Below are 10,843 nucleotides of genomic sequence, written 5' to 3'. Positions count from 1 at the left end.
CAGATAACTTAAAAAAGTATGGCGGTTTTTATATTAACCATTGAATACCTTATTAATATGCATGTTTATATCAGACGTTATTGTATCTATTTTACCTTCCGCTTTTATAGAACTCAAAATACCTCTGTTTTTATAATAGTCTATCAGCGGTGCGGTTTTTTCGTTATAAACTTTAAACCTCTCTCTTATTGTCGATTCTTTATCATCATTCCTCTGATAAAGTTTACCGCCGCATTTATCACAAATGCCGGGTTGTACGGGCGGTTTAGCAAGTAGATTATAAATCGCTCCACAATTGCTGCACACCCGTCTTGAAGAAAGCCTTTTTACAAGATTTTCTTCATCAACTTTAAACTCTATCACACTAAATTTATCTATACCGAGTGCCTCGAATTTATCACTGAGTGACTTTGCCTGTCCGACAGTCCTTGGAAAGCCGTCGAGGATAAAGCCCTCTTTTGTATCTTGCTGCTTAAGCCTGTTCTCAAGCATGTTTATAACAATCTGATCGGGAACAAGCTCACCTCTGTCCATGTATCCTTTTGCCTGGCTGCCGAGTTCTGTGCCCTTGTTTACCTCTTCCCTTAACATGTCTCCTGTCGCTATTTGCGGTATATTATAATTCTTGCCTAATATTGATGCCTGCGTGCCTTTCCCAGATCCAGGCGGTCCAACAAATAACAATCTGATCTTACTTACCATCTTCTGCCTTTCATCTTTACGTTCTTTGTAATGCCGTCATAATTACGCATTACAAGCTGTGCTTCTACCTGTGATATGGTATCAAGTGCAACACCTATTACTATCAACAGAGATGTACCGCCAAAATAAAATGGTACGTTAAACCTGCTTGTTAACACAGTAGGCAGCACACAAACTAATGTAAGATACAGAGCACCTCCAACCGTAATCCTCGTGAGTATTTTATCGATATAGTCTGATGTACTTTTGCCCGGTCTTATTCCAGGGACATACCCGCCATACTTTTTTAAGTTATCTGCAACATCTACTGGATTGAATGTTACCGCGGTATAAAAGAACGTAAAAAATATGATAAGTACAGCATAAAATGAATTATACATAAGGCTGCCCGGGAACAGATACGTTTTCAAAAAAGAAAGCCACGAGATATGTGACATGCTTGTAATAGTTGCAGGGATCATCAAAAGAGAAGACGCAAATATTGGAGGGATAACACCCGCGCTGTTAACTTTTAGAGGTAGGTGCGTTTCTTGTCCGCCATAGACTCTTCTTCCTACAATACGCTGTGCATATTGAACGGGGATCTTCCTCTGTCCAAGTTCTACAAAAATAATAAATGCTACAACAGCAATCATAAGTACTATCAAAAATATAAGAGTAAATGCGCTCATCTCTCCGCTCTTTACAAGCGTTATTGTATTCATTATTGCTGCCGGTATCCTTGCGACTATACCAGCATATATTATTAAAGAAATACCGTTCCCTACACCTCTTTCTGTAATCTCTTCGCCAAGCCACATCAGGAAGACTGTACCGCTCGTAAGCGTTATCGTACTTAATATTCTGAAAGAGAACCCGGGATTAACAACTATAGAGCCGCCATTAGGCGCATGCATACTCTCAAGACCGTAACTTATCACAAAACCCTGAACCATACTTATAAGAACAGTTCCATATCTTGTGTATTGGGTAATTTTTTTTCTACCAAGTTCTCCTTCTTTTTTTAAATTCTCAAGATAAGGAAAAACCGCCGTTAAAAGATCCATTATGATCGCGGCAGAGATATACGGCATTATTCCGAGTGTAAATATCGAGAAATGCTCAAATGCACCGCCCGAGAACAGATTAAACAAGCCAAACAGAGTTCCCGTGTTCTGGCTGAAAAACATCGCAAGTGCATGCGCATTTACACCAGGGGTCGGTATTGCCACACCAAGTCTGTAAACCGCGAGAATGAAAATGGTTATTAACAGTCTTCTTCGCAGTTCCGGAATCTTTGGGATACTTACTACATTATCTAGCAATTTTCACAACCTCTGCTTTACCGCCTGCTATTTCTATCTTTTCCTTTGCACTCCCTGAAAAACGATGCGCTTTTATAAAAAGCTTCTTTTTTATCTCACCGTTCCCTAATACAACAACCGGTCTATTACCTCTTATAATACCTTTATCGATCATTCTTTCTAATGTTATTTCTTCATCAACGTCAAAGATATTCAGGGATTCTATGTTAACAACCTGATATCCAATATGATTAGGGTTTACAAATCCATACTTAGGCATGCGTCGTTTCAAAGGCATCTGTCCGCCTTCAAAATCGGGTTTTACACCGCCACCAGCTCTAGCATTATGTCCCTTATGGCCCTTTCCTGCTGTTTTTCCGTGGCATGATCCGGTACCTCTGCCTATTCTTTTTCTTTCTTTAATCATACCATCCGGTTTTTTTAAAGTAGATAAATTCATTCTCACCTCACAAAAATTTTACACTTAAAATTTCTCTGACAAAGTAACATCAACCTTTGAAATAAAATCCTTTTTTACTACATCATACTTCCTAAGAGCATCCTCGGTAGCCTTTAAAACATTATGCGGATTACGTGACCCGAAAATTTTTGCAACAACATCTTTATATCCCGCGAGTTCAAGCATAGCTCTAACAGCACCTCCAGCTATTACACCCACTCCAGCCTGTGCTGGTTTTATAAAAACCCTGCCGGCACCAAATTCTCCTATCACATCGTAAGGAACACTTCCATTCTTTATGGGTACGCTTATAAGGCTTTTCTTGGCTTTATCAATACCTTTTCTTATTGAGTCGGGGACTTCATTTGCCTTTCCGAGTCCAAAGCCCACAAGTCCTTTTTGATCGCCAACAACAACAATGGTACTAAAACTAAATCTTTTACCACCCTTTACAACCTTAGCAACCCTGTTGATTTTAATAATACGTTCTTTGAATTCTGTATTTGTGTTTACATCTTCCAAGCTTTTACCTCCATTTAAAATACGAGTCCTTTTTTTCTTGCTGCTTCAGCAAAAATTTTAACATTCCCATGATACTTATAGCCGTTTCTATCAAAGATAACCTGCTTTATACCAAGCTCTATTGCCTTATTTCCTGCCATTTCACCGAGCATTTTTGCAGCATCCTTATTCTTCCTGCTCTTCAATTTATTAAAGTAATTATCCTCATGTGTTGAGAAAGAAGCAATCGTATTCTGCTGCTCGTCATCTATCATCTGTATATATATATATTTAAGGCTTTTAAATATAACGAGCCTCGGTTTGGAAGCAGTACCGTGTAACCTCGCTGTAATCCTATGTTTTCTTAAAAGTCTTTTTGTGTTTTTACTTATAACCTTTTTCATAAAATGATCCTTATATCAAGTTTTTGCTTCAGCAGTAGCTGCCGTCTTACCTGGCTTAAGTTTAAGGACTTCATCAGCGAATTTTATCCCTTTACCCTTATAAGCATCAGGAGGTCTTACGGATTTAACTTTGGCACACCATAAGCCTAAAAGTTGCTTGTCTACACCTGCTACAGATATCTTTGTCTGCTTTTCAATATTTATATTTAATCCCTGCGGAACATTCATTACAACCGGTTTCGTATACCCAATATTCAAGATAAGCTCTCTATTTTTAAGTTCTGCCTTATATCCGACACCAACCAGTTCAAGATCTTTCTTAAAACCCTCTGCAACACCTTTCAGCATGTTTTTCAGTAAAGCGGTAATCGTCCCTTGCAGAGATGTATTCGTTTCTTCCTTATCAGCCATGTCTACCTTTATGTTTTCTGATGTTATGATAAGTTTTATAGGCTCGGGTATGAGTTTTTCAATAACCCCTTTAACACCGGTTAATTTTACAGTATTATTTTCGAATTCTACTTTAACACCTTTTGGGATGACAATCGGTTTTCTTGCAAGTTTAGACATTTTGACTCCTCACCATATGAAACATAGCATTTCACCGCCAATCTTAGAAGCCTGGGCTTCTTTGTCAGACATAACGCCTCGTGATGTTGATAGTATTGTAACACCGTAACCACTTTTCTCTTTTGTTATATCTTTATACCGTGTGTATTTCCTGATGCTTGGTTTACTTATTTTTTTTATTTCATGTATCCGTGGAGTTCCCTGCTTATCGTACATCAAACCAATGATAATCCTTTTTTTACCATCCGTGGTAACTTCCTCATAGCCCTTTATGAAACCTTCCTGTTTCATGATCCTTAGGATATCGCTACTAATATTCGAGAACGGTACCGATACATCATTTTTCTTTCTCATTTGAGCATTCTTTATTCCTACCAAAAGCGCTGCTATGGAATCTGTAATCTTCATAATATCACCTTGCTACCAACTTGCCTTTGTAACACCCGGGATATCACCTCTTAACGCCATCTTCCTGAAACATATCCTGCACATATTAAACTTACTCATATAGCCTCTTGACCTCCCGCACAGCGGACATCTGTTATACTGTCTTACCTTAAATTTTTTCGGCTTTATAGCTTTTACTATCAGCGACTTCTTAGCCACCTATCTACCTCCAATTATTTATTAAATGGCAACCCTAGCCATTCTAAAAGAGCTTTTGATTCTTTGTCTGTTTTAGCTGTTGTTACAAATGTGATGTTCATGCCTTTTATCTTATCAATTTTATCATAACTGATTTCAGGAAATACGGTTTGTTCAGTTAAACCTAAAGTGTAGTTGCCATTCCCATCAAAACCTTTTGAAGATATGCCTTTAAAATCTCTTACCCTTGGGATGGCTATATTGGCTAATCTGTCCATAAATTCATACATCTTATTCTGCCTTAAAGTTACCATAACAGCAATCGGAGTATCCTTTCTTAGTTTGAATGTTGAAATAGATTTCTTCGCTTTCTTCATAATAGGCCTTTGCCCTGTTATGATTGCTAATTCTTCCATTGCAGTATCAAGTAACTTTGGAGTTTCTTTTGCCGCCCCTACACCCATATTTATAACAACTTTTATAACGCGCGGTACTTCATGCAAATTTTTGTATTTGAATTGCTCTTTTAATTTATTTACTACAATTGATTTATAATATTCTTTTAATCTTGCCATTTTATCACCATCATTCTATTACTTCGCCGCATTTTTTACAGTACCTTACCTTTGTTCTATCCTCAAGAAACTTTATCCCAACACGCACCGTATTGCTGCATTTTTTACATACCAACATCACATTAGATATTGCGATCGGTAAATTTTTCTCAACTATGCCGCCGGTTGGATTTGTGTTGCTTGGTTTTACATGCTTTTTTACTGTATTAACCTTTTCAACAAGTATTTTACCCTCTTCAAGCAGTACATGCACTACCTTACCTGTTTTACCTCGATCGTTGCCCGATATGACTTTTACCGTATCTCCCTTTTTTATTGTTGATTTCATATCTTCCCTCACAGTACTTCTGGAGCAAGTGAAATGATCTTCATGAAGTTCTTAGTTCTCAGCTCTCTTGCCACAGGGCCGAAAATGCGGGTACCTATAGGCTCGAGCTGCGGACTTAAAAGTACAGCAGAATTAGTATCAAATCGTATATAACTGCCGTCATTTCTCTTTATTTCTTTTTTTGTCCTTACAATAACAGCTTTCACAACCTCACCCTTTTTCACTTTCGCAGTTGGTGTTGCCTCCTTAACGGATACAACTATAACATCTCCAATAGTTGCATATCTTCTTCTTGTGCCTCCCAATACCTTAATGCATGATACAACCCTTGCTCCTGTATTATCTGCCACATTTAATCTTGTATTTGTTTGTATCATAAAGTATCCTCCGCATGAGCATTGATAGATACCTGACCAACTACATTTGAGATACGCCAGTTCTTTCCCTTACTGAGCGGTCTTGTAAGAACTATCTCTACTATATCATTTATATGCGTTTTATTCCCTTCATCATGAACTTTATACTTCTTAATCTTTTTTACCATCTTTTGATACTTTGGATGTCTTATCACTTTCTCTACCGCGACAATTCTTGTTTTATTCATTTTGTCGCTAATAACAACTCCAAGCATGGAGAATGGTTTTAATTTTTTGTTACTTTGCATTTATTCCCTTCTCCTTTTCTCTGAGAATAGTTAATAATTTCGCAAGATCTTTCTTCATCAGTCTGTAACTTCTATAATCATTAAGCTGCGCTGTCTTGACCTTTAATTTAAGATTAAACAATTCCTTCCTTTTATCGCTAATCTTTTCTTTTATCTCATCAGCAGAAAATGCTCTAATCTCAGAAGCCTTCATCTTACTTCCTCTCTATGAACTATTCTTGTAGGGAATGGCAGTTTGAAAGAAGCATTTCTTAACGCTTTATGTGCAAGCTCATGTTCAAGCCCTTCCACTTCATACAGCATCCTGCCTGGTTTTATAATAGTTATCCATTCTGCCGGATCTCCTTTACCTTTACCCATCCTCGTTTCTGCGGGCTTCTTTGTATAAGGTTTATCTGGAAATACCCTTATCCATAACCTTCCGCCCTTTTTTATGTGTCTGGTTATAGCTATTCTTGCTGCCTCAATCTGCTTGGCGGTCATATAACCCCTGCCTAAAGACTGTAACCCGATGTCTCCGAAAGCAAGAGTATTACCTGCTTTTGCCAAACCTTTCATTCTTCCTCTTTGCTGCTTTCTATATTTTACCTTACCCGGCATTAACATAAGAATAAACTCCCATCGTTTATTGTAAATTTGGAGCAAGTTTAGTCTCTTGCTCTCCTTCCTTGCCCAACATCTCACCCTTAAAAATCCATACCTTTATGCCTGTAACCCCATAAGTCGTAAAAGCCTCTGCAAATCCATAATCTATATCTGCCCTTAATGTCTGTAAGGGAACCCTGCCTTCTCTATACCACTCTGTCCTGGCGATTTCTGCACCGGAAAGCCTGCCAGCTACCATCACTTTTATGCCTTTTGCTCCGAATTTAAGAGCCGAGCTTATACCCTTTTTCATCGCTCTTCTATAAGAGATTCGTCTTTCTATCTGAAGTGCAATGTTCTCCGCAACCAGTTGAGCATCCAGTTCCGGTTTCCTTATTTCAAACATATTTATTGTTACTTCTTTGCCCAATAACATCTTTGCGAGCTCTGCTTTTAAAGCCTCTATTTCTGTTCCCTTTTTACCTATAATCAACCCTACCCTTGAACTATGTATGTTTATTTTTATTTTATTGACTGCTCTTTCAATAATAATACTTGAAACCGCTGCATGATATAGTTTTTTCTTGAGGAAAGTCCTTATACGATGATCCTCATGCAGCTCTTTAGCATAATCCTTTTCCGCGAACCATCGTGAGTTCCAGTTCTTTATTATTCCCAATCTTAATCCTATCGGATTTGTTTTCTGTCCCAACGTTAATCTCCTTTAATCTTACTTTTCATCAAGAATTAAATTTATATGACATATCCTTTTTCTTATACGCATAGCTCTGCCCATCGGTGCTGCTGCGAATCTTTTCATAGTTGGTCCTGCTGTAACGGATATCAACTTCACATAAAGATTATCAATATCTATGGTGCCTTTTGTTTCTGCGTTAGCAACAGCAGATCTTATTAATTTCGCAATATGAGGCGATGCCGCCCTGTTTTTAAACCTGAGTATAGCAAGCGCTTTGTTTACACTTTCTCCCTTTACGAGATCCGCCACGAGCCTTGCCTTTCTTGGGGACAATCTTAAAAATTTTAATGAAGCCTTTATTTCCATATCCTACTTCTTCCCTTCATCAACTTTCTGTGTCTTTCTATCACCGGAGTGCATCACAAACGTTCTTGAGGGAGCAAACTCGCCGAGCTTGTGTCCAACCATATTCTCCGTAACATACACGGGTATAAACTTTCTTCCGTTATGCACCGCAATAGTAAAACCTACCATATCAGGTATTATAACAGATCGTCTTGACCATGTTTTTATAAGTTTTTTTTCTTTTTTATTATTCATTATTTCTATTTTTTTTATCAACGAATCCTCAATAAATGGTCCTTTTTTTAATGATCTCGCCATCTCTATAACCTCTTTTATTTTTTATGCCTTGATTTAACTATATACTTATCGGACATCTTTGGCTTACGCGTTTTAAATCCTTTTGTCGGCATACCCCATGGTGAAACAGGATGCGGATTGCCCTGACCGGATTTACCTTCTCCACCGCCATGAGGATGATCAACCGGGTTCATAGAAACACCCCTGTTATGAGGCTTTATTCCAAGCCATCTCATTCTGCCTGCCTTACCTATTGATACGTTCATTTTATCCATGTTGCCGAGCTGGCCAATCGTCGCCATACATTCAATTCTTATCAACCTTACTTCTCCTGATGGGAGTTTAATATGAGCATAATCTCCTTCTTTAGCTACAAGTTGGGCAGTACCGCCTGCACTCCTCACAAGTTTACCACCTTCTCCAGGTTTTAATTCAATATTATGTATGTTCGTGCCAAGAGGAATAAGTCTTAATGGCATTGCATATCCTGTTAAGATGTCCAGCTCTGCTGTCTTTGTGGATATAACAGTATTACCTGTTTTTAAGCCTTCCGGCGCAATGATGTATCTCCTCTCCCCGTCGGCATATTTAAGAAGCGCTATGAATGATGTTCTTACCGGATCATATTCTATTGATGCAACTCTTGCAGGAATATTATATTTGTCTCTTTTAAAATCAATAAGTCTATACTGCTTCTTGTGTCCGCCGCCTCTAAATCTCGATGTAATTTTACCCGCATTGTTCCTACCGCCATGCCTTTTATAAGGGAACAATAGAGATTTCTCCGGCTCTCTTGTCGTAATCTCTTCAAAAGTTACTGTCTGAAAAAACCTTCTGCCTGCTGAAGTTGGTTTATAAGATTTGATACCCATTTTTCCCTATACCCCTTGAAAGAATTCTATTTTATTCCCTTGTTTTAATCTAACAAGGGCCTTTTTATAACCGCTTCGTAGCCCCTGAAACAGCCTTACTCTTTTGACTTTTCCAGGCATATTTACCGTCTTAACGTCCAGGACTTTGACCTTGAATATTTTTTCAATTGCATCTTTTATCTCTTTTTTGTTTGCCCTTTTATCTACAACAAAAGATACCTCGTTAAAGCGCTCTTTTGCAGCAGTAGCTTTTTCGGTAATTATAGGAGATACGATTACTTCGTAGATTGTTTTCATTTACTCAAAGCCTCCCCAAGCATCACTGCTGCCTTTTCTGTAACAACGAGCTGTTTATGCTTCATTATATCATAAACATTGATTAAATCATTTTTAATAACCTTTATCTTGCTTACATTTCTTGCCGAAAGTTGAAAATTTTTATTATTGCTATCAAGTACTACGAGCGCATTATTGATATTAAGTCTTTTAAATATCTCTTTTACCTGCTTGGTCTTTACTTGATCCATTCGAAATCCATCAACCACTACCATGGCATTCCCTTTATATCTGGAGCTTAAAGCCGAACGCATAGCAAGTTTATTAACCTTTTTGTTTACTTTAAACTCACTGTGAATCATCTGAGGACCAAGCACCACTGCACCGCCTTTCCAGAGCGGAGATCTAATGCTTCCCGATCTTGCTCTGCCTGTACCCTTTTGTTTCCATGGTTTTTTCCCTCCACCGCTTACCTCTCCTCTTGTTTTTGTTGCCCTTGTCCACTGTCTGTTATTGTGCATGTACTCTCTCACAGCAAGATAAAGAGATGGTTCATGTACATCCCTATTAAAAACATCATCATTAATGGTTAAGTCTTTTAATTTATTCCCATCTTGATCCAAAACATCAATAATAGCCATATCGCACCTATGCCTGCACCTTTTTTATTTCAATGAGAGTATTAACGCTTCCTGGGACAGCACCTCTAATAAGAATTACGTTTTTCTCGGGTATAAGTTTTACAACCTTCAAATTCTTAATAGTAGTTTTTACATTACCCATCCTGCCAGGAAGTTTTTTGTTTTTTATAACCCTGCCGGGAAAGGTATTTGATCCTATTGAACCCGGCTGCCTGTGAAACATCGATCCATGACTGCCAGGACCTCCATGGAACCCATAGCGTTTCACAACCCCCTGAAACCCTTTACCCTTCGAAAATCCGCTAACACTAACAAGCTCGCCAATCGTAAATGTTTCTACCGTAACGATATCGTTGATCTTAACATCTTTAATATTATCCGATCTGAACTCTTTAAGGTGTTTATACAATTCAACACCCTGCTTTTTAAAATAACTGACCAATGGTTTATTTAATTTGCCTTCAACCGTTGTCACATAACCAAGCTGTACAGCTTCATAACCGTCTTTCTCTAAGGTCTTTATATTGACAATCTTACACGGTCCTGCCTGGATTACCGTAACAGGGACTGCATTCCCTTGATCATCAAATATCCTGGTGTAGCCTATTTTTTTACCGATTATAGACGAAAACATTATTGCTTACCCCCAAAGCTTTTGATTTCCACATCAACACCTGCTGAGAGATCTATCTTCATTAAAGCATCAACCGTTTGCTGTGTTGGTTCAATAATATCTATTAATCTACCGCTCGTTCTTATCTCAAATTGCTCTCTCGATTTCTTATCAACGTGCGGTGATCTTAATACAGTATAACGCTGTATCTTTGTAGGAATAGGGATAGGCCCTTTAATAACCGCACCTGTCCTTTTTGCTGTTTCCACTATTTCCTTAACAGATTGATCTAACAACCTGTGATCATAAGCTTTTAATTTTATCCTTAGATTTTGAGTTTCTACCATATGCTCTTACTCTATAACTTCCGAGATAACTCCTGCTCCAACTGTCTTACCGCCTTCCCTGATTGCAAACCTTAATCCCTTCTCCATAGCTATCGGCA

Annotated in this window: 23 protein-coding genes; all 23 read right to left on the bottom strand. The window is 38.2% G+C overall.

Translation table 11 applies throughout. The annotated features are described in order from the left end of the window. Nucleotides 1-33 precede the first annotated feature (33 nt). On the bottom strand, nt 34-702 hold the full coding sequence (locus M1381_07215) for an adenylate kinase (protein MCL4478871.1): 669 nt from the start codon (nt 700-702) through the stop codon (nt 34-36). Further along, nucleotides 696-2,006 carry a preprotein translocase subunit SecY gene (gene secY, locus M1381_07210; protein MCL4478870.1) on the bottom strand — a complete coding sequence of 437 codons (1,311 nt, stop codon included), beginning with the start codon at nt 2,004-2,006 and terminating at the stop codon, nt 696-698. Before secY ends, M1381_07215 begins: the two co-directional genes overlap by 7 nt. Continuing rightward, nucleotides 1,996-2,445, bottom strand: a complete 450-nt coding sequence (rplO, locus tag M1381_07205; GenBank protein ID MCL4478869.1) for a 50S ribosomal protein L15 — start codon at nt 2,443-2,445, stop codon at nt 1,996-1,998. Before rplO ends, secY begins: the two co-directional genes overlap by 11 nt. 24 nt (nt 2,446-2,469) lie before the next feature. After that, complete coding sequence (gene rpsE / locus M1381_07200; GenBank protein MCL4478868.1) at nt 2,470-2,967, bottom strand: 30S ribosomal protein S5; 498 nt, start codon at nt 2,965-2,967, stop codon at nt 2,470-2,472. 14 nt (nt 2,968-2,981) lie between these two features. Beyond that, nucleotides 2,982-3,350: a 50S ribosomal protein L18 gene (gene rplR / locus M1381_07195; GenBank protein MCL4478867.1), complete on the bottom strand. Its 369-nt coding sequence runs from the start codon at nt 3,348-3,350 to the stop codon at nt 2,982-2,984. Between the two features lie 15 nt (nt 3,351-3,365). Then, complete coding sequence (gene rplF, locus M1381_07190) at nt 3,366-3,920, bottom strand: 50S ribosomal protein L6 (GenBank protein ID MCL4478866.1); 555 nt, start codon at nt 3,918-3,920, stop codon at nt 3,366-3,368. A gap of 9 nt (nt 3,921-3,929) precedes the next feature. Further along, nucleotides 3,930-4,328: a 30S ribosomal protein S8 gene (gene rpsH, locus M1381_07185; GenBank protein MCL4478865.1), complete on the bottom strand. Its 399-nt coding sequence runs from the start codon at nt 4,326-4,328 to the stop codon at nt 3,930-3,932. Nucleotides 4,329-4,340: 12 nt separating this feature from the next. Beyond that, nucleotides 4,341-4,526, bottom strand: a complete 186-nt coding sequence (locus tag M1381_07180) for a type Z 30S ribosomal protein S14 (protein ID MCL4478864.1) — start codon at nt 4,524-4,526, stop codon at nt 4,341-4,343. A gap of 14 nt (nt 4,527-4,540) precedes the next feature. Next, the gene (rplE, locus tag M1381_07175; protein ID MCL4478863.1) at nt 4,541-5,080 is read right to left on the bottom strand and encodes a 50S ribosomal protein L5; all 540 of its coding nucleotides are present in this window, start codon (nt 5,078-5,080) and stop codon (nt 4,541-4,543) included. Nucleotides 5,081-5,090: 10 nt separating this feature from the next. After that, on the bottom strand, nt 5,091-5,408 hold the full coding sequence (gene rplX, locus M1381_07170) for a 50S ribosomal protein L24 (GenBank protein MCL4478862.1): 318 nt from the start codon (nt 5,406-5,408) through the stop codon (nt 5,091-5,093). 8 nt (nt 5,409-5,416) lie between these two features. After that, a complete protein-coding gene (rplN, locus tag M1381_07165; GenBank protein MCL4478861.1) occupies nt 5,417-5,785 on the bottom strand; it encodes a 50S ribosomal protein L14 in 369 nt (122 codons plus the stop codon). Further along, nucleotides 5,782-6,072: a 30S ribosomal protein S17 gene (gene rpsQ, locus M1381_07160; GenBank protein MCL4478860.1), complete on the bottom strand. Its 291-nt coding sequence runs from the start codon at nt 6,070-6,072 to the stop codon at nt 5,782-5,784. Before rpsQ ends, rplN begins: the two co-directional genes overlap by 4 nt. Next, nucleotides 6,062-6,265, bottom strand: coding sequence for a 50S ribosomal protein L29 (rpmC, locus tag M1381_07155; GenBank protein ID MCL4478859.1), 204 nt, complete (start codon nt 6,263-6,265; stop codon nt 6,062-6,064). The genes rpsQ and rpmC overlap by 11 nt, the downstream gene beginning before the upstream one ends. Continuing rightward, entirely contained in the window at nt 6,262-6,678 is a 417-nt protein-coding gene (gene rplP / locus M1381_07150) for a 50S ribosomal protein L16 (protein ID MCL4478858.1), read from the bottom strand. Before rplP ends, rpmC begins: the two co-directional genes overlap by 4 nt. A gap of 19 nt (nt 6,679-6,697) precedes the next feature. Beyond that, on the bottom strand, nt 6,698-7,369 hold the full coding sequence (gene rpsC / locus M1381_07145) for a 30S ribosomal protein S3 (GenBank protein ID MCL4478857.1): 672 nt from the start codon (nt 7,367-7,369) through the stop codon (nt 6,698-6,700). An 18-nt stretch (nt 7,370-7,387) separates the two neighbouring features. Further along, a complete protein-coding gene (gene rplV / locus M1381_07140; protein MCL4478856.1) occupies nt 7,388-7,720 on the bottom strand; it encodes a 50S ribosomal protein L22 in 333 nt (110 codons plus the stop codon). Nucleotides 7,721-7,723: 3 nt separating this feature from the next. After that, nucleotides 7,724-8,017 carry a 30S ribosomal protein S19 gene (gene rpsS / locus M1381_07135; GenBank protein ID MCL4478855.1) on the bottom strand — a complete coding sequence of 98 codons (294 nt, stop codon included), beginning with the start codon at nt 8,015-8,017 and terminating at the stop codon, nt 7,724-7,726. 14 nt (nt 8,018-8,031) lie between these two features. Continuing rightward, nucleotides 8,032-8,868, bottom strand: coding sequence for a 50S ribosomal protein L2 (gene rplB / locus M1381_07130; GenBank protein ID MCL4478854.1), 837 nt, complete (start codon nt 8,866-8,868; stop codon nt 8,032-8,034). Nucleotides 8,869-8,874: 6 nt separating this feature from the next. After that, nucleotides 8,875-9,165 (bottom strand): 50S ribosomal protein L23, encoded by a 291-nt coding sequence (gene rplW / locus M1381_07125; GenBank protein ID MCL4478853.1) that lies wholly within the window; start codon nt 9,163-9,165, stop codon nt 8,875-8,877. Continuing rightward, nucleotides 9,162-9,785, bottom strand: coding sequence for a 50S ribosomal protein L4 (gene rplD / locus M1381_07120; GenBank protein MCL4478852.1), 624 nt, complete (start codon nt 9,783-9,785; stop codon nt 9,162-9,164). The genes rplW and rplD overlap by 4 nt, the downstream gene beginning before the upstream one ends. A gap of 7 nt (nt 9,786-9,792) precedes the next feature. Further along, the gene (rplC, locus tag M1381_07115) at nt 9,793-10,419 is read right to left on the bottom strand and encodes a 50S ribosomal protein L3 (GenBank protein MCL4478851.1); all 627 of its coding nucleotides are present in this window, start codon (nt 10,417-10,419) and stop codon (nt 9,793-9,795) included. Further along, complete coding sequence (gene rpsJ / locus M1381_07110; protein ID MCL4478850.1) at nt 10,419-10,745, bottom strand: 30S ribosomal protein S10; 327 nt, start codon at nt 10,743-10,745, stop codon at nt 10,419-10,421. The genes rplC and rpsJ overlap by 1 nt, the downstream gene beginning before the upstream one ends. 6 nt (nt 10,746-10,751) lie before the next feature. Further along, nucleotides 10,752-10,843, bottom strand: a 92-nt coding sequence (locus M1381_07105) for a hypothetical protein (protein MCL4478849.1), incomplete at its 5' end; no start/stop codon positions are given.

Source organism: Deltaproteobacteria bacterium (assembly GCA_023382265.1).
Classification (GTDB): domain Bacteria; phylum JAMCPX01; class JAMCPX01; order JAMCPX01; family JAMCPX01; genus JAMCPX01.
The sequence above is the reverse complement of the archived record's forward strand: the minus strand, read 5'-3'. Positions and strand labels throughout refer to the sequence as shown.

Excerpts from the sequence above, each read along its gene's own strand:
- M1381_07215 (MCL4478871.1), bottom strand. The coding sequence starts at position 702 with ATGGTAAGTAAGATCAGATTGTTATTTGTTGGACCGCCTGGATCTGGG.
- rplO (MCL4478869.1), bottom strand. The coding sequence starts at position 2,445 with ATGAATTTATCTACTTTAAAAAAACCGGATGGTATGATTAAAGAAAGA.
- rplR (MCL4478867.1), bottom strand. The coding sequence starts at position 3,350 with ATGAAAAAGGTTATAAGTAAAAACACAAAAAGACTTTTAAGAAAACAT.
- rplF (MCL4478866.1), bottom strand. The coding sequence starts at position 3,920 with ATGTCTAAACTTGCAAGAAAACCGATTGTCATCCCAAAAGGTGTTAAA.
- rpsH (MCL4478865.1), bottom strand. The coding sequence starts at position 4,328 with ATGAAGATTACAGATTCCATAGCAGCGCTTTTGGTAGGAATAAAGAAT.
- rplE (MCL4478863.1), bottom strand. The coding sequence starts at position 5,080 with ATGGCAAGATTAAAAGAATATTATAAATCAATTGTAGTAAATAAATTA.
- rplX (MCL4478862.1), bottom strand. The coding sequence starts at position 5,408 with ATGAAATCAACAATAAAAAAGGGAGATACGGTAAAAGTCATATCGGGC.
- rplN (MCL4478861.1), bottom strand. The coding sequence starts at position 5,785 with ATGATACAAACAAATACAAGATTAAATGTGGCAGATAATACAGGAGCA.
- rpsQ (MCL4478860.1), bottom strand. The coding sequence starts at position 6,072 with ATGCAAAGTAACAAAAAATTAAAACCATTCTCCATGCTTGGAGTTGTT.
- rpmC (MCL4478859.1), bottom strand. The coding sequence starts at position 6,265 with ATGAAGGCTTCTGAGATTAGAGCATTTTCTGCTGATGAGATAAAAGAA.
- rplP (MCL4478858.1), bottom strand. The coding sequence starts at position 6,678 with ATGTTAATGCCGGGTAAGGTAAAATATAGAAAGCAGCAAAGAGGAAGA.
- rplV (MCL4478856.1), bottom strand. The coding sequence starts at position 7,720 with ATGGAAATAAAGGCTTCATTAAAATTTTTAAGATTGTCCCCAAGAAAG.
- rpsS (MCL4478855.1), bottom strand. The coding sequence starts at position 8,017 with ATGGCGAGATCATTAAAAAAAGGACCATTTATTGAGGATTCGTTGATA.
- rplB (MCL4478854.1), bottom strand. The coding sequence starts at position 8,868 with ATGGGTATCAAATCTTATAAACCAACTTCAGCAGGCAGAAGGTTTTTT.
- rplW (MCL4478853.1), bottom strand. The coding sequence starts at position 9,165 with ATGAAAACAATCTACGAAGTAATCGTATCTCCTATAATTACCGAAAAA.
- rplD (MCL4478852.1), bottom strand. The coding sequence starts at position 9,785 with ATGGCTATTATTGATGTTTTGGATCAAGATGGGAATAAATTAAAAGAC.
- rplC (MCL4478851.1), bottom strand. The coding sequence starts at position 10,419 with ATGTTTTCGTCTATAATCGGTAAAAAAATAGGCTACACCAGGATATTT.
- rpsJ (MCL4478850.1), bottom strand. The coding sequence starts at position 10,745 with ATGGTAGAAACTCAAAATCTAAGGATAAAATTAAAAGCTTATGATCAC.